The organism is Aquimarina sp. AU119 (genome assembly GCF_900312735.1).
Classification (GTDB): Bacteria; Bacteroidota; Bacteroidia; order Flavobacteriales; family Flavobacteriaceae; genus Aquimarina; species Aquimarina algiphila.
The window spans coordinates 88925-102213 of record NZ_OMPF01000007.1; the positions used below are offsets into that span (position 1 = coordinate 88925).

Below are 13289 nucleotides of genomic sequence, written 5' to 3' on the forward strand. Positions count from 1 at the left end.
CTTGCTTCAACCCTTTCTGGGGAGCAAAATATGATGGATTAGTCTTTATCTAATTTATATTTAGAAAGATCCATACCAAAGTTAAGTCCTTTAACATTAACTAGCTCTTCAAGCTCGGTTAAAGATTTCTTACCAAAGTTACGGAACTTCATTAAGTCATTTTTATTATAAGATACTAAGTCTCCTAAAGTGTCTACCTCTGCAGCTTTTAAACAGTTAAGTGCACGTACAGAGAGATCCATATCGATCAACTTTGTTTTTAACAATTGTCTCATGTGAAGTGATTCTTCATCATAAGTTTCTGTTTGTGCAATCTCATCAGCTTCTAATGTAATACGCTCATCAGAGAATAACATAAAGTGATGAATTAATATTTTAGCAGCTTCAGTTAATGCATCTTTTGGATGAATAGATCCGTCAGTTACAATTTCGAAAACTAATTTTTCGTAATCTGTTTTTTGCTCTACACGATAATTCTCAATGCTATATTTAACATTTTTAATCGGAGTGTATATAGAATCTGTAAAAATGGTTCCAATAGGAGCGTTAGCTTTCTTATTTTCTTCAGCAGGAACATAACCTCTACCTTTTTCAATAGTAATCTCAAGGTTAAGTGCTACTTTTTTATCCATATTACAGATAACTAGATCAGGATTCAATACCTGAAATCCAGAAATAAATTTCTGAAAATCTCCAGCAGTTAATTGCTCTTGACCTGAAATAGAAATAGTAACAGATTCATTATCTATATCTTCTATCTGACGCTTAAAACGTACTTGCTTAAGATTTAAGATAATTTCTGTAACATCTTCTACTACTCCAGAGATTGTAGAGAACTCATGATCTACACCTTCTATTCTAAGAGAAGTTATAGCGAATCCTTCTAAAGAAGATAGCAAAACTCTTCGTAAAGCATTACCAACTGTTAATCCATACCCTGGTTCTAATGGTCTAAATTCAAATTTACCATCGAACTCAGTAGAGTCGATCATGATAACTTTATCGGGCTTCTGAAAATTTAATATTGCCATGTTATTTTTTCTTCTTAGAGTTATTACTTAGAGTATAATTCGACAATGAATTGTTCGTTTATATTTTCCGGAATCTGAATTCTTGCCGGAACCGACACAAAAGTACCTTCTTTAGTATCGTTATTGAATGTAATCCACTCATATACTTTGCTATTATTAGCAAGAGAATTTTGAATTACTTCTAATGATTTTGATTTTTCTCTTACTCCAACCACATCTCCAGCTCTTAATTGGTAAGACGGAATGTTAACTTGTTGACCATTAACAGTAATATGCCTGTGAGAAACCAATTGTCTTGCTCCTCTACGAGAATTTGCTAATCCCATTCTGAATACTACATTATCCAAACGTGATTCACATAACTGAAGTAACACTTCACCAGTAATACCTTGTGCACGTGTAGCTTTTTCGAACATATTACGGAACTGACGTTCTAGAACACCATAAGTATATTTTGCTTTTTGCTTTTCCATTAACTGGATAGCATATTCACTTTTCTTACCTCTACGTCTGTTATTTCCGTGTTGCCCTGGAGGGTAATTTCTTTTTTCGAATGATTTATCATCTCCGAATATCGCTTCACCAAATTTACGAGCGATTTTAGTTTTTGGACCAGTATATCTTGCCATTATTAATAATTTAGTTACTGAGGATGATTATGAATTAAGGTCTCTTTCCTTCGATAATCATTTTTCCCCATTTAGATTTACTTACTTATTTTAATTTATATATAATAAAGATCCCGAACAATGTTCGGGATAAAATTATACTCTACGTCTTTTAGGAGGGCGACATCCATTATGAGGCATTGGAGTTACATCAATGATTTCTGAAACTTCAATTCCTGAATTATGAAGAGAACGTATTGCAGATTCTCTACCATTACCTGGACCTTTTACGTATACTTTCACTTTCTTAAGTCCTGCTTCGATAGCAACTTTAGAAGCATCTTCTGCAGCCAATTGAGCCGCATAAGGAGTATTCTTTTTAGAACCTCTAAAGCCCATTTTACCAGCAGAAGACCATGAAATAACGTCTCCTTTTTTATTTGTTAGTGAGATAATAATGTTGTTAAAAGAAGCTGTTACGTGTGCTTCTCCAACAGACTCAACAATTACCTTACGTTTTTTTGAAGTTGACTTTGCCATACTACTTATTATTTAGTCGCTTTTTTCTTGTTAGCAACTGTTTTTCTTCTTCCTTTACGTGTTCTAGAGTTATTCTTAGTACGTTGTCCTCTAAGCGGTAAACCAGCTCTATGACGAATACCTCTGTAACATCCTATATCCATAAGACGTTTGATATTCAACTGTACTTCAGAACGTAATTCTCCTTCTATGGTATAGGCTCCAACGGCTTCACGGATAAGACCAATTTGGTCATCATTCCAATCAGAAACTTTTATACTCTCATCTACTTTGGCAGTCGCTAAAATCTCTTTAGCTCTACTTCTACCAATTCCGAAGATATAGGTTAATGCTATAACTCCTCGCTTTTGTTTAGGTATATCTACCCCTGCAATTCTTGCCATAATTACCCTTGTCTTTGTTTAAATCTAGGATTCTTTTTATTAATCACGTAAAGTCGGCCTTTTCTACGCACAATCTTGCACTCGGCACTTCTCTTTTTTATTGATGCTCTAACTTTCATCTCTTTGTTTTTAATTTCTAAAACACGTCGAAACATATTTTAAAATGAATCAGTAACAAGATTTTTCAGCCCGCAAAAGTACACAAAAAATCTTAATTTACAATATTCTTAATTTATTTAGTATCTATATGTTATCCGAGCCTTAGTTAAATCATAAGGACTCATTTCTAACTTCACTTTATCTCCTGGTAATAATTTTATATAATGCATACGCATTTTACCAGATATATGGGCAGTCACAACGTGACCATTTTCTAACTCAACTCGAAACATTGCATTAGACAATGCCTCTATAATACTTCCGTCTTGTTCTATTGCCGGTTGCTTTGCCATTATGCTACTGCTTTACGGTTTTTACCTGTTTTCATCAATCCATCATAATGTCTATTCAACAAATATGAATTAACCTGTTGCATCGTATCAATTGCTACACCTACCATAATAAGTAGTGATGTTCCTCCAAAAAATAACGCCCAACCTTGTTGCACATCTAATAACTTAACCGCTATTGCAGGGAATACTGCTATTAAAGCTAAGAAAATTGAACCTGGTAATGTAATTTGTGACATTATCTTATCTAAGTATTCTGAAGTTTCACTTCCTGGTCTAATACCCGGAATAAAACCTCCACTACGTTTTAAATCATCTGCCATTTTATTTGTAGGTACTGTAATTGCGGTATAAAAATATGTAAACACAATAATAAGCACCGCAAATAGAACATTATACCAAAGTCCAAAAATATCACTAAAAGCAGCTGCCACACCTTGCGAAGCGTCTGAATCTGAAAGACCAGCAACCGCCGCAGGAACAAACATAATTGCCTGAGCAAAGATAATTGGCATTACACCAGAAGCATTTAATTTTAATGGTATATATTGACGAGATCCAAAAACATTTTTCTCATATCCACCACCTGCTGTTCTTCTCGCATACTGAACTGGTATCTGACGAACAGCCATTACTAACAGAACAGAAGCTAAAATGATTACAAACCAAATAACAAGCTCAATTAAAACCATTATCATTCCACCACCATCACCAGAAACTCTTGAAGAAAAGTTCTGTACAAATGATTGCGGAAGTGTAGCGATAATACCTACCATAATCAATAAGGAGATACCATTACCTATACCTTTATCTGTAATTTTCTCACCTAACCACATTGCAAAAATACAACCAGTAGATATTATGATTACAGAAGATACAACAAAAACTGTTTGACTTATTTCAGCACTAAATGCAGAGGGAGGAAGTGTAGCAAATAAATTATAAATGTACCCAGGCCCCTGAACCAAAGTAATAGCAATAGTTAACCAACGTGTAATTTGGTTAATCTTTTTTCTACCGCTCTCTCCTTCTTTTTGTAATTTTTGTAAATATGGAATTGCTATTCCCATTAACTGCACTACAATAGAAGCAGATATATATGGCATAATACCTAGTGCAAATACTGAAGCATTAGCAAAAGCTCCTCCTGTAAATGCATTAAGGAGTCCCAGCAAACCGTCTTGGGTCTGTGTACCAAGGTTTGCTAGTTCTGAGGCATCTATTCCTGGAAGTACTACTTGTGCTCCGAATCGATATACTAAAAGAAGTCCTAGTGTAACTAAAATTCTATTCTTTAGCTCTTCGATTTTCCAAATGTTTTTTATTGTATCAATAAATTTCATGAATTGTCTATTATAAGGTTACTGCTTCACCACCTGCTGCTTCTATAGCAGCTTTTGCAGTGGCTGTAAATTTGTGAGCTGAGACTTTTAATTTAGCCTTCAGTTCACCTCTTCCCAATATTTTAACCAAATCATTTTTCCCAGCAAGACGCGTATTTAAAAACACATCCAGATCCGCAATATCTTTAATTTTTCCATCATCTACTAACTTTTGTAGTGTGTCTAAATTAATCCCCTGATATTCTTTTCTGTTAATGTTTTTGAAACCAAACTTTGGTACACGTCTTTGAAGTGGCATTTGCCCTCCTTCAAAACCGATCTTTTTAGAATAACCAGATCTTGATTTCGCTCCTTTATGTCCACGAGTAGCAGTTCCTCCTTTACCAGAACCCTGTCCGCGACCTACTCGCTTACTATTATTTTTTACCGAACCTGCAGCAGGTTTTAAGTTACTTAAATCCATTTGCTTTAATTATTTTGTTTCTACAGAAACTAAATGTTTAACTTTATTTACCATCCCAAGGATATTCGGAGTATCATCATGCTCCACAACCTGGCCGATCTTTTTAAGACCTAGAGCTTCTAAGGTTCTCTTTTGTCTTTGAGTGCGGTTAATTGCACTTTTTACTTTAGTAATTTTAATCTTTGCCATCGTTCCTGATTTATCCTTTAAACACTTTCTCTAGTGAAACACCTCTTTGAGCTGCTACCTGCTGCGCACTACGCATCTGTAACAGAGCATCAAATGTTGCTTTCACCACATTGTGTGGGTTAGACGATCCTTGGTTCTTAGAAAGTACATCATGTACTCCTACAGATTCTAATACTGCACGAATAGCACCACCAGCAATTACCCCGGTACCAGTTGCAGCAGGTAAAAGCAATACTCTTGCTCCACCATACTTACCTTTTTGTTCGTGTGGCAAAGTACCCTTATGTAATGGAATACGAACCAAATTCTTTTTTGCATCTTCTACTGCCTTAGCGATAGCTTCTGCTACCTCTTTAGACTTTCCTAAACCATGACCTACAACACCATTTTCATCACCAACAACAACAATTGCAGAGAAACCAAATGCTCTACCACCTTTTGTTACCTTAGTCACACGTTGCACACCAACTAAACGATCTTTAAGTTCAAGTCCGCTTGGTTTTACTAATTCTGCGTTTTTATATTTCTGATACATAATTTCTTAGAATTTAAGTCCTGCTTCTCTAGCACCTTCTGCTAATGATTTTACTCTACCGTGATATAAATATCCTCCTCTATCAAAGGACACAGTCTCGATACCAGCTTTCTTAGCTTTTTCTGCTAGCGCTTTCCCTACCAAGTTTGCTTTTTCTATTTTATTTCCTGTTGCCGAAGCAATGTCTTTATCTCTTGAAGAAACAGCACTGATAGTTTTACCAGTTACATCATCTATAACCTGAGCATAGATTTCTTTATTACTTCTAAAAACAGATAATCTAGGACGTTGTTCTGTTCCGCTTACACTTCCGCGGATACGCTTTCTTATCTTTAATCTTCTTAAATCTTTTGAGAATGCCATAACGTTAGTTATTATGCAGATTTACCTGCTTTTCTTCTTAATTGTTCTCCTACGAATTTGATTCCCTTCCCTTTATAAGGCTCTGGTTTACGGAAGCCTCTAATTTTAGCTGCTATCTGTCCTACCAATTGCTTATCATGAGAAGTTAATTTTACTATAGGATTTTTACCTTTTTCTGAAATTGTTTCAACCTTAACTTCTGGTGCTAAGTCTAAAACTATATTATGAGAGAATCCTAAAGCCAAATCTAATTTCTGACCTTGATTAGAAGCTCTGTAACCAACTCCTACCAATTCTAACTCTTTAGTAAATCCTTCAGAAACACCAACTATCATATTATTAATCAAAGCTCTGTACAAACCGTGCTTTGCCTTATGATCTTTAGCTTCAGTAGGTCTTTCTAAAACTACCTGGCCTTCCTCTACTTTCACATCGATACTATCGATATCTTGAGAAAGCTCTCCTAATTTTCCTTTAACAGTAACAACATTACCTGTCACTTCAACAGTGACACCAGACGGAATAGTTACTGGATTTTTTCCTATTCTTGACATTTCTTTTGTCCTTTTATACTGTTAATATACGTAACAAAGCACTTCACCACCTACGTTCTCTTGCTTAGCGCGCTTACCGGTCATTACACCGTGAGAAGTAGAAACTATCGCAATACCTAATCCATTAAGAATTCTTGGAATATCATTTGACCCAGCATACTTACGTAAACCTGGCTTACTGATTCTCTGTAACTCTTTAATAACTGGCTCTTTAGTTAACTTGTTGTACTTAAGTGCTATCTTGATAGTACCTTGTGTAGTATTATCTTCAAATTTATAACTCAAAATATATCCTTGATCGAATAATATTTTAGTGATCTCTTTTTTAACCTTCGATGCAGGGATCTCAACCACTCTGTGTTGAGCACTATTTGCATTACGAATTCTGGTTAAATAATCTGCTATAGGATCTGTATTCATTGTATTTAATTTATGGTATTGGTTTTCAATTTGTTTAATCGAACCTTAAACCAATTAATTTAATTTATTATTACCAACTAGCTTTTGTAACACCTGGAATTAATCCCTTATTCGCCATTTCTCTGAAAGTAACACGAGAAATTCCAAATTGACGCATATATCCTTTTGGTCTTCCTGTTAGCTTACAGCGATTATGTTTGCGAACTGGTGAAGCATTTTTAGGCAACTTCTGTAATGCTTCATAATCTCCAGCCTCTTTTAAAGCCTTACGTTTTTCAGCATATTTCTCTACAGTTTTTGCTCTTTTCACCTCACGGGCTTTCATTGATTCTTTAGCCATAATTAATTCTTTTTAAAAGGTAATCCTAGTTCGGTTAACAATGATTTTGCTTCTTTATCGGTTTTTGCCGAAGTTTCGAAGGTAATATTCATTCCAGAAATCTTATTTACTTTATCAATATCGATTTCAGGGAAAATAATCTGTTCCAGAATACCTAATGAGTAATTACCTCTACCATCAAAACCTGTAGCTTTTATTCCGCTAAAATCTCTAACACGTGGTAAGGCAGAAGTTATCAAACGATCTAAAAACTCATACATTCTTTCTCCTCTTAACGTAACCTTTGCGCCAATTGGCATTCCTTTACGTAATTTGAAAGAAGCAACATCTTTTTTAGAAATTGTCGCTATAGCCTTCTGACCAGTTATAGTTGTTAATTCGTCTACTGCATAGTCGATTAACTTCTTATCAGCTACTGCAGCTCCAACACCTCTACTTAAAACAATTTTTTTAAGCTTTGGTACTTGCATTACATTATCATAGCTGAATTCTTCTGTAAGAGCTGACATTACTCTGTCTTTGTACTCTTGTTTTAATCTTGGGATATAAGCCATAATTATATTACTTCATTAGATTTTTTAGAAAATCTCACTTTCTTATCTCCTTCTACTCTATATCCAATTCTTGTAGTTTCTCCTTTAGAAGTTAACAACGATAAATTAGAAATATGAATAGGTGCTTCTTGTTTTACAATTCCTCCTTGTGGATTTGTTGCACTAGGCTTCTGGTGTTTTGAAACTAAATTAACACCTTCTACGATCGCCTTGTTCTTATCTTTCAATACTTTTTGCACCGTACCCTCTTGACCTTTATTGTCTCCAGCGATAACTCGTACTGTATCTCCTGATTTTATTTTTAGCTTAGTCATCTTTACAAATGTTTTAAAGCACTTCTGGCGCTAGTGAAACAATCTTCATGAATTGCTTGTCACGAAGTTCTCTTGCAACAGGACCAAAAACACGTGTTCCTCTCATTTCTCCTGCAGGGTTCAAAAGAACACATGCATTATCATCGAAACGAATATAAGAACCATCTGGTCTGCGCACTTCTTTCTTGGTACGAACTACAACTGCAGTAGAAACGGCTCCTTTTTTAATGTTTCCATTTGGAGTTGCTTCTTTTACACTGACAACGATTTTGTCTCCTACAGAGGCGTATCTTCTTTTTGTACCACCTAAAACACGAATGACTAAAACTTCTTTACCACCTGTGTTGTCTGCTACTTTTAATCTAGACTCTTGTTGTACCATAATTACTTCGCTCTTTCAATTACTTCTACTAATCTCCAGCATTTGGTTTTACTCATAGGTCTTGTTTCCATGATCTTTACAGTATCACCAATATTGCAGTCGTTCTTTTCATCGTGTGCAACGTATTTTTTCGTTTTCAACACGAACTTTCCGTACATCGGGTGTTTTACCTTTTTAACTTCAGCAACCACAATTGATTTCTGCATTTTGTTACTAGTAACAACACCTATACGTTCTTTTCTTAAATTTCTTTTTTCCATCTTTCAGCAGAATTAACCGTTTAATTCTCTTTTTGTTAGCTCTGTAGCCATTCTCGCAATAGATCTTCTTACTTTACGTAATTGTAAAGGGTTTTCTAGCGGTGACATGGCATGAGCCATTCTTAAATCTGAATACGCTTTTTGAGATTTACCAAGTTCCTCTTGTAATTCAGCTGTAGATAATTCTTTTACTTCTGATTGTTTCATAGTCTCTCAAATATTAAGCTTGATAATCTCTAGCTACGATAAACTTAGTTTTTACAGGAAGTTTTTGTGCTGCAAGACGTAATGCTTCTTTAGCAACGTCATAAGACACACCACTTATTTCAAATAAAATTCTTCCTGGTTTTACTACTGCTGCCCAATACTCAACAGCACCTTTTCCTTTACCCATACGTACTTCAAGAGGTTTCTTAGTGATAGGCTTGTCCGGGAAAATTTTAATCCACAGAGCACCTTCTCTTTTCATATAACGAGTAGCAGAAATACGAGCTGCTTCTATTTGTCTAGCAGTAACAAAACTTGAATCTAATGATTTAATTCCGAAGGTACCGTTAGAAAGTGTATGTCCTCTTTGGGAAAGACCTTTCATACGTCCTTTTTGTTGTTTACGGAATTTTGTTCTTTTAGGCTGTAACATTGTTAATTTACTTTAAAAAATTACTTTCTACGACGAGATTTGTTATTACCTCCTCGTCCACCTCCACGGTTGTCACCTTTTCCTTGTTTCTTGGATAAACCAACTAAAGGAGAAAGTTCTCTTTTACCATATACTTCACCTTTCATGATCCACACTTTAATACCCAATCTACCGTAAGTGGTATGAGCTTCTACTAAAGCATAATCTATGTCAGCTCTAAATGTTGATAAAGGAATACGACCTTCTTTATAAGACTCTGAACGTGCCATCTCTGCCCCATTCAAACGTCCTGAAATCTGAATCTTAATACCTTCTGCATTCATTCTAATTGCAGCCGCGATAGCCATCTTGATAGCACGACGATATGAAATACGACTTTCAATCTGTCTTGCTACACTAGATCCTACTAAAAATGAATCAAGTTCTGGTCTTTTGATTTCAAAAATATTGATCTGAACTTCCTTTTCAGTAATTTTCTTAAGCTCTTCTTTCAACTTGTCTACCTCCTGTCCACCTTTTCCGATAATGATACCGGGTCTGGCAGTGGTGATAGTAACGGTTACAAGTTTAAGCGTACGCTCAATAATTACTCTAGATACACTAGCTTTTGATAAACGTGCGTGTACATACTTTCTAATCTTATCGTCTTCGGCAAGTTTATCACCGTAGTCATTACCTCCATACCAGTTGGATTCCCATCCTCTGATAATACCAAGGCGATTTCCGATTGGATTTGTCTTCTGTCCCATATCTATTATTAGCTTTGTGTATTATTGTTTGCTGCAACCACAATTGTAACGTGATTAGAGCGTTTTCTTATTCTGTGTGCACGACCTTGTGGAGCAGGACGAAGTCTTTTTAACATACTTCCTCCGTCTACACGGATCTCTTTTACAAAAAGATCAGCATCTTCGATGCTAGCGTCTTCATTTTTCGCCTGCCAATTAGCTATTGCTGAAAGCAATAACTTCTCCAAACGACGTGATGCTTCTTTAGGGTTAAATCTAAGAATCTGAAGCGCCTTTTCAACTTTTACACCACGTACAAGATCAGCTACTAAACGCATCTTACGAGGTGATGTAGGGCAGTTATTAAGTTTAGCAAAAGCAATCTGCTTTTTCTCTTCCTTAATTCTATCTGCCATTTCTCTTTTACGAACTCCCATGACTTAAATTATTTTTTACCTTTATTTTTAGCACCAGCGTGGCCTCTAAAGGAACGTGTTGGCGAAAATTCTCCTAATTTATGTCCCACCATGTTTTCTGTAATATATACAGGTACAAATTGGCGACCATTATGTACTGCGATTGTTTGACCTACAAAATCAGGTGTTATCATCGAAGCTCTTGACCACGTTTTGATTACTGATTTTTTGTTAGCTTCAACATTTGCAGCCACTTTTTTCTCTAACTTATAGTGAACGTAAGGTCCTTTTTTTAATGAACGTGCCATATCTTATTATTTCTTTCTACGTTCTACAATATACTTATTACTCGCTTTCGTCTTAGAACGGGTTCTATATCCTTTTGCAGGAAGACCTTTTCTAGAACGTGGGTGACCTCCAGAAGAACGTCCTTCACCACCACCCATTGGGTGATCGACAGGGTTCATCGCTACAGGTCTCGTACGTGGACGACGACCTAGCCATCTTGTTCTACCTGCTTTACCACCAACGATCAACTGATGATCACTGTTTGATATCGCTCCAATAGTAGCCATACAATTAACTAGTATCATTCTTACTTCTCCAGAAGGTAATTTTACAGTAGCAAACTTACCATCTCTTGCCATAAGCTGAGCAAACGAACCAGCACTACGCGCCATAACAGCACCTTGACCTGGACGTAATTCTATACAAGAAATAATAGTTCCTAAAGGGATATCACTTAATGGCATTGCATTTCCAATCTCTGGAGCAACGTTACTACCAGAAACTATGTTTTGACCTACTTGCAAACCATTTTGAGCTATAACATAACGCTTCTCACCATCCTGGTAATTCACAAGCGCTATAAATGCAGTTCTGTTCGGATCGTACTCTATTGTAGCAACGGTAGCAGGAATTCCTTGCTTATCTCGCTTAAAATCAATAATACGATACCTTTTTTTATGACCACCACCTTTGTAACGCATGGTCATTTTTCCTTGACTGTTTCTACCTCCAGATCTTTTTTTCGGAGCCAATAGGCTTTTTTCCGGCTTATCAGTAGTAATGGCGTCAAATCCATTTACTACTCTAAAACGCTGACCTGGGGTAATTGGCTTTAATTTTCTTACTGACATTTTTTAGTCTTAAAGATTACTATATAAATCAATTACTTCACCTTCCGCCACCTGTACAATTGCTTTTTTATATGCACTTGTTTTACCAGTGACCATACCCGTTTTTGTATAACGTGTACTACGGTCTGGACGGACATTTAATGTTCGAACTTTAGTAACAGATACACCATAAGCAGCCTCAACTGCTTTTTTGATCTCTACCTTATTCGCTTTCTTATCTACTACAAAACCATAGCGATTATACACTTCACTATCTGCAGTAGCCTTTTCCGTAATAATAGGTTTTATTAAGATACTCATGGCTTCTATTTACTTAAATTCGTTTCAATTCCTTTCAAAGAACCTTCCAAAAGTATAACACTATTAGCATTAAGTATTTTATAAGTACTTAATTCTGAAGCAGTTACAACTTCTGAACTTTTCAAATTGCGTGACGACAAATATACATTTTTATTTGACTCAGCCAACACAAACAAAGATTTTTTGTTTTCAAGCCCTAAAGACTTCAAAACAGCAGTAAAATTCTTAGTTTTTACAGTATCAAAAGTAAAATCCTCTACAACCGTAATTGCCTTGTCATTTGCCTTAATACTCAATGCTGATTTACGCGCTAACCTTTTCAGGTTTTTATTCAATTTGAACGAATAGTTACGTGGTCTTGGACCAAATACTCTACCCCCTCCTTTAAAAATAGGAGACTTAATACTACCTGCTCTGGCAGTACCTGTTCCTTTTTGTTTCTTTATCTTTCTAGTACTACCTGCGATATCTGCACGTTCCTTAGCTTTATGAGTTCCTTGACGTTGATTAGCCAAGTATTGTTTCACATCTAAGTACACAGCATGATCGTTTGGCTCAATACCAAAAACAGTATCAGAAAGGTCTGCCTTTCTTCCTGTTTCTTTTCCGTTTATATCAATTACCGCTACTTTCATTACTTCTGAATCGTTACATAAGCGTTTTTATGTCCAGGAACACATCCTTTAACAACAAGCAAATTCTTTTCAGGAACTACTTTTAACACTCTTAAGTTTTGAATTTTTACTTGATCTCCACCCATTCTTCCTGCCATTTTCATTCCTTTGAAAACTCTTGCAGGATAAGATGCAGCACCTATAGAACCTGGAGCTCTTAAACGGTTATGCTGACCATGAGTTGCTTGACCTACACCACCAAAGTTGTGTCTTTTCACAACCCCTTGAAAACCTTTTCCTTTAGAAGTTGCTGAAACATCAACAAATTCTCCTTCAGCAAAATGCTCTACTGTTACCGTATCTCCTAATTTGTACTCCTCCTCAAAACTTTTGAATTCGACAACTTTACGTTTAGCAACAGTTCCTGCTTTTTTAAAGTGACCTAAAGCCGCTTTAGTAGCATTTTTGTCTGCTTTGTCATCGAAACCTAGCTGAATAGCCTCATAACCATCAACCTCTTTAGTTCTGACTTGGGTAACCACGCATGGCCCAGCTTCGATAACTGTACATGGAATATTCTTTCCATTTTCGTCGAAGATGCTGGTCATACCGATCTTTTTTCCTATTAACCCAGACATATTTATTAATTATTAATTAGTATTCATTTTTATTTTTGCAAAAAAACAGGGTCAAAATACTTCAACCCTGAATGTATTTTTTTGCC

At 35.8% G+C, this 13289-nt stretch carries 27 protein-coding genes; all 27 read right to left on the reverse strand.

The features are described from left to right. Positions 1–38 precede the first annotated feature (38 nt). Entirely contained in the window at positions 39–1031 is a 993-nt protein-coding gene (locus DK442_RS07060) for a DNA-directed RNA polymerase subunit alpha (protein WP_024770856.1), read from the reverse strand. Positions 1032–1054: 23 nt separating this feature from the next. After that, positions 1055–1660 carry a 30S ribosomal protein S4 gene (rpsD, locus tag DK442_RS07065; protein WP_109435164.1) on the reverse strand — a complete coding sequence of 202 codons (606 nt, stop codon included), beginning with the start codon at positions 1658–1660 and terminating at the stop codon, positions 1055–1057. Between the two features lie 135 nt (positions 1661–1795). After that, the gene (rpsK, locus tag DK442_RS07070) at positions 1796–2179 is read right to left on the reverse strand and encodes a 30S ribosomal protein S11 (protein WP_025666464.1); all 384 of its coding nucleotides are present in this window, start codon (positions 2177–2179) and stop codon (positions 1796–1798) included. A gap of 8 nt (positions 2180–2187) precedes the next feature. Next, positions 2188–2562 (reverse strand): 30S ribosomal protein S13, encoded by a 375-nt coding sequence (gene rpsM, locus DK442_RS07075; RefSeq protein ID WP_109435165.1) that lies wholly within the window; start codon positions 2560–2562, stop codon positions 2188–2190. Positions 2563–2564: 2 nt separating this feature from the next. Then, on the reverse strand, positions 2565–2681 hold the full coding sequence (gene ykgO / locus DK442_RS07080) for a type B 50S ribosomal protein L36 (RefSeq protein WP_013621733.1): 117 nt from the start codon (positions 2679–2681) through the stop codon (positions 2565–2567). Positions 2682–2798: 117 nt separating this feature from the next. Beyond that, entirely contained in the window at positions 2799–3014 is a 216-nt protein-coding gene (infA, locus tag DK442_RS07085; protein WP_008613577.1) for a translation initiation factor IF-1, read from the reverse strand. After that, entirely contained in the window at positions 3014–4354 is a 1341-nt protein-coding gene (gene secY, locus DK442_RS07090; RefSeq protein WP_109435166.1) for a preprotein translocase subunit SecY, read from the reverse strand. The genes infA and secY overlap by 1 nt, the downstream gene beginning before the upstream one ends. Before the next feature lie 10 nt (positions 4355–4364). Further along, entirely contained in the window at positions 4365–4817 is a 453-nt protein-coding gene (gene rplO, locus DK442_RS07095; protein ID WP_109435167.1) for a 50S ribosomal protein L15, read from the reverse strand. Positions 4818–4826: 9 nt separating this feature from the next. Beyond that, positions 4827–5006: a 50S ribosomal protein L30 gene (gene rpmD, locus DK442_RS07100; RefSeq protein WP_027392536.1), complete on the reverse strand. Its 180-nt coding sequence runs from the start codon at positions 5004–5006 to the stop codon at positions 4827–4829. A 10-nt stretch (positions 5007–5016) separates the two neighbouring features. Further along, positions 5017–5541 (reverse strand): 30S ribosomal protein S5, encoded by a 525-nt coding sequence (gene rpsE, locus DK442_RS07105; protein WP_109435168.1) that lies wholly within the window; start codon positions 5539–5541, stop codon positions 5017–5019. 6 nt (positions 5542–5547) lie between these two features. After that, positions 5548–5904: a 50S ribosomal protein L18 gene (gene rplR, locus DK442_RS07110; RefSeq protein WP_109435169.1), complete on the reverse strand. Its 357-nt coding sequence runs from the start codon at positions 5902–5904 to the stop codon at positions 5548–5550. Between the two features lie 11 nt (positions 5905–5915). Further along, positions 5916–6458 carry a 50S ribosomal protein L6 gene (gene rplF / locus DK442_RS07115; protein WP_109435170.1) on the reverse strand — a complete coding sequence of 181 codons (543 nt, stop codon included), beginning with the start codon at positions 6456–6458 and terminating at the stop codon, positions 5916–5918. A 21-nt stretch (positions 6459–6479) separates the two neighbouring features. After that, a complete protein-coding gene (gene rpsH / locus DK442_RS07120; protein WP_109435171.1) occupies positions 6480–6878 on the reverse strand; it encodes a 30S ribosomal protein S8 in 399 nt (132 codons plus the stop codon). A gap of 70 nt (positions 6879–6948) precedes the next feature. Further along, positions 6949–7218: a 30S ribosomal protein S14 gene (rpsN, locus tag DK442_RS07125; RefSeq protein ID WP_108866676.1), complete on the reverse strand. Its 270-nt coding sequence runs from the start codon at positions 7216–7218 to the stop codon at positions 6949–6951. A gap of 2 nt (positions 7219–7220) precedes the next feature. After that, a complete protein-coding gene (gene rplE / locus DK442_RS07130) occupies positions 7221–7772 on the reverse strand; it encodes a 50S ribosomal protein L5 (RefSeq protein WP_109435172.1) in 552 nt (183 codons plus the stop codon). 2 nt (positions 7773–7774) lie between these two features. Then, positions 7775–8086 carry a 50S ribosomal protein L24 gene (gene rplX / locus DK442_RS07135; protein WP_109435173.1) on the reverse strand — a complete coding sequence of 104 codons (312 nt, stop codon included), beginning with the start codon at positions 8084–8086 and terminating at the stop codon, positions 7775–7777. Between the two features lie 13 nt (positions 8087–8099). After that, on the reverse strand, positions 8100–8468 hold the full coding sequence (rplN, locus tag DK442_RS07140; RefSeq protein ID WP_027392543.1) for a 50S ribosomal protein L14: 369 nt from the start codon (positions 8466–8468) through the stop codon (positions 8100–8102). A 2-nt stretch (positions 8469–8470) separates the two neighbouring features. Next, a complete protein-coding gene (rpsQ, locus tag DK442_RS07145; protein WP_024770871.1) occupies positions 8471–8728 on the reverse strand; it encodes a 30S ribosomal protein S17 in 258 nt (85 codons plus the stop codon). A 12-nt stretch (positions 8729–8740) separates the two neighbouring features. Further along, on the reverse strand, positions 8741–8935 hold the full coding sequence (rpmC, locus tag DK442_RS07150) for a 50S ribosomal protein L29 (RefSeq protein ID WP_025666452.1): 195 nt from the start codon (positions 8933–8935) through the stop codon (positions 8741–8743). A gap of 13 nt (positions 8936–8948) precedes the next feature. Then, a complete protein-coding gene (gene rplP / locus DK442_RS07155; RefSeq protein WP_109435175.1) occupies positions 8949–9368 on the reverse strand; it encodes a 50S ribosomal protein L16 in 420 nt (139 codons plus the stop codon). A gap of 20 nt (positions 9369–9388) precedes the next feature. Continuing rightward, positions 9389–10117, reverse strand: coding sequence for a 30S ribosomal protein S3 (rpsC, locus tag DK442_RS07160; RefSeq protein WP_109435176.1), 729 nt, complete (start codon positions 10115–10117; stop codon positions 9389–9391). Between the two features lie 8 nt (positions 10118–10125). Beyond that, a complete protein-coding gene (rplV, locus tag DK442_RS07165; RefSeq protein WP_109435177.1) occupies positions 10126–10533 on the reverse strand; it encodes a 50S ribosomal protein L22 in 408 nt (135 codons plus the stop codon). An 8-nt stretch (positions 10534–10541) separates the two neighbouring features. Next, positions 10542–10820 (reverse strand): 30S ribosomal protein S19, encoded by a 279-nt coding sequence (gene rpsS / locus DK442_RS07170; RefSeq protein ID WP_024770876.1) that lies wholly within the window; start codon positions 10818–10820, stop codon positions 10542–10544. A 6-nt stretch (positions 10821–10826) separates the two neighbouring features. Next, positions 10827–11651: a 50S ribosomal protein L2 gene (gene rplB / locus DK442_RS07175; protein WP_109435178.1), complete on the reverse strand. Its 825-nt coding sequence runs from the start codon at positions 11649–11651 to the stop codon at positions 10827–10829. Between the two features lie 9 nt (positions 11652–11660). Beyond that, positions 11661–11951, reverse strand: a complete 291-nt coding sequence (rplW, locus tag DK442_RS07180; RefSeq protein WP_109435179.1) for a 50S ribosomal protein L23 — start codon at positions 11949–11951, stop codon at positions 11661–11663. Positions 11952–11956: 5 nt separating this feature from the next. Next, on the reverse strand, positions 11957–12586 hold the full coding sequence (gene rplD, locus DK442_RS07185; protein WP_109435180.1) for a 50S ribosomal protein L4: 630 nt from the start codon (positions 12584–12586) through the stop codon (positions 11957–11959). Beyond that, a complete protein-coding gene (gene rplC, locus DK442_RS07190) occupies positions 12586–13203 on the reverse strand; it encodes a 50S ribosomal protein L3 (protein ID WP_109435181.1) in 618 nt (205 codons plus the stop codon). The genes rplD and rplC overlap by 1 nt, the downstream gene beginning before the upstream one ends. Between the last annotated feature and the right edge of the window lie 86 nt (positions 13204–13289).

What these genes read in the sequence shown, in the direction of transcription:
- DK442_RS07060 (WP_024770856.1), bottom strand. Translation starts at nt 1,031, where the DNA reads ATGGCAATATTAAATTTTCAGAAGCCCGATAAAGTTATCATGATCGAC.
- rpsD (WP_109435164.1), bottom strand. Translation starts at nt 1,660, where the DNA reads ATGGCAAGATATACTGGTCCAAAAACTAAAATCGCTCGTAAATTTGGT.
- rpsK (WP_025666464.1), bottom strand. Translation starts at nt 2,179, where the DNA reads ATGGCAAAGTCAACTTCAAAAAAACGTAAGGTAATTGTTGAGTCTGTT.
- rpsM (WP_109435165.1), bottom strand. Translation starts at nt 2,562, where the DNA reads ATGGCAAGAATTGCAGGGGTAGATATACCTAAACAAAAGCGAGGAGTT.
- ykgO (WP_013621733.1), bottom strand. Translation starts at nt 2,681, where the DNA reads ATGAAAGTTAGAGCATCAATAAAAAAGAGAAGTGCCGAGTGCAAGATT.
- infA (WP_008613577.1), bottom strand. Translation starts at nt 3,014, where the DNA reads ATGGCAAAGCAACCGGCAATAGAACAAGACGGAAGTATTATAGAGGCA.
- secY (WP_109435166.1), bottom strand. Translation starts at nt 4,354, where the DNA reads ATGAAATTTATTGATACAATAAAAAACATTTGGAAAATCGAAGAGCTA.
- rplO (WP_109435167.1), bottom strand. Translation starts at nt 4,817, where the DNA reads ATGGATTTAAGTAACTTAAAACCTGCTGCAGGTTCGGTAAAAAATAAT.
- rpmD (WP_027392536.1), bottom strand. Translation starts at nt 5,006, where the DNA reads ATGGCAAAGATTAAAATTACTAAAGTAAAAAGTGCAATTAACCGCACT.
- rpsE (WP_109435168.1), bottom strand. Translation starts at nt 5,541, where the DNA reads ATGTATCAGAAATATAAAAACGCAGAATTAGTAAAACCAAGCGGACTT.
- rplR (WP_109435169.1), bottom strand. Translation starts at nt 5,904, where the DNA reads ATGGCATTCTCAAAAGATTTAAGAAGATTAAAGATAAGAAAGCGTATC.
- rplF (WP_109435170.1), bottom strand. Translation starts at nt 6,458, where the DNA reads ATGTCAAGAATAGGAAAAAATCCAGTAACTATTCCGTCTGGTGTCACT.
- rpsH (WP_109435171.1), bottom strand. Translation starts at nt 6,878, where the DNA reads ATGAATACAGATCCTATAGCAGATTATTTAACCAGAATTCGTAATGCA.
- rpsN (WP_108866676.1), bottom strand. Translation starts at nt 7,218, where the DNA reads ATGGCTAAAGAATCAATGAAAGCCCGTGAGGTGAAAAGAGCAAAAACT.
- rplE (WP_109435172.1), bottom strand. Translation starts at nt 7,772, where the DNA reads ATGGCTTATATCCCAAGATTAAAACAAGAGTACAAAGACAGAGTAATG.
- rplX (WP_109435173.1), bottom strand. Translation starts at nt 8,086, where the DNA reads ATGACTAAGCTAAAAATAAAATCAGGAGATACAGTACGAGTTATCGCT.
- rplN (WP_027392543.1), bottom strand. Translation starts at nt 8,468, where the DNA reads ATGGTACAACAAGAGTCTAGATTAAAAGTAGCAGACAACACAGGTGGT.
- rpsQ (WP_024770871.1), bottom strand. Translation starts at nt 8,728, where the DNA reads ATGGAAAAAAGAAATTTAAGAAAAGAACGTATAGGTGTTGTTACTAGT.
- rpmC (WP_025666452.1), bottom strand. Translation starts at nt 8,935, where the DNA reads ATGAAACAATCAGAAGTAAAAGAATTATCTACAGCTGAATTACAAGAG.
- rplP (WP_109435175.1), bottom strand. Translation starts at nt 9,368, where the DNA reads ATGTTACAGCCTAAAAGAACAAAATTCCGTAAACAACAAAAAGGACGT.
- rpsC (WP_109435176.1), bottom strand. Translation starts at nt 10,117, where the DNA reads ATGGGACAGAAGACAAATCCAATCGGAAATCGCCTTGGTATTATCAGA.
- rplV (WP_109435177.1), bottom strand. Translation starts at nt 10,533, where the DNA reads ATGGGAGTTCGTAAAAGAGAAATGGCAGATAGAATTAAGGAAGAGAAA.
- rpsS (WP_024770876.1), bottom strand. Translation starts at nt 10,820, where the DNA reads ATGGCACGTTCATTAAAAAAAGGACCTTACGTTCACTATAAGTTAGAG.
- rplB (WP_109435178.1), bottom strand. Translation starts at nt 11,651, where the DNA reads ATGTCAGTAAGAAAATTAAAGCCAATTACCCCAGGTCAGCGTTTTAGA.
- rplW (WP_109435179.1), bottom strand. Translation starts at nt 11,951, where the DNA reads ATGAGTATCTTAATAAAACCTATTATTACGGAAAAGGCTACTGCAGAT.
- rplD (WP_109435180.1), bottom strand. Translation starts at nt 12,586, where the DNA reads ATGAAAGTAGCGGTAATTGATATAAACGGAAAAGAAACAGGAAGAAAG.
- rplC (WP_109435181.1), bottom strand. Translation starts at nt 13,203, where the DNA reads ATGTCTGGGTTAATAGGAAAAAAGATCGGTATGACCAGCATCTTCGAC.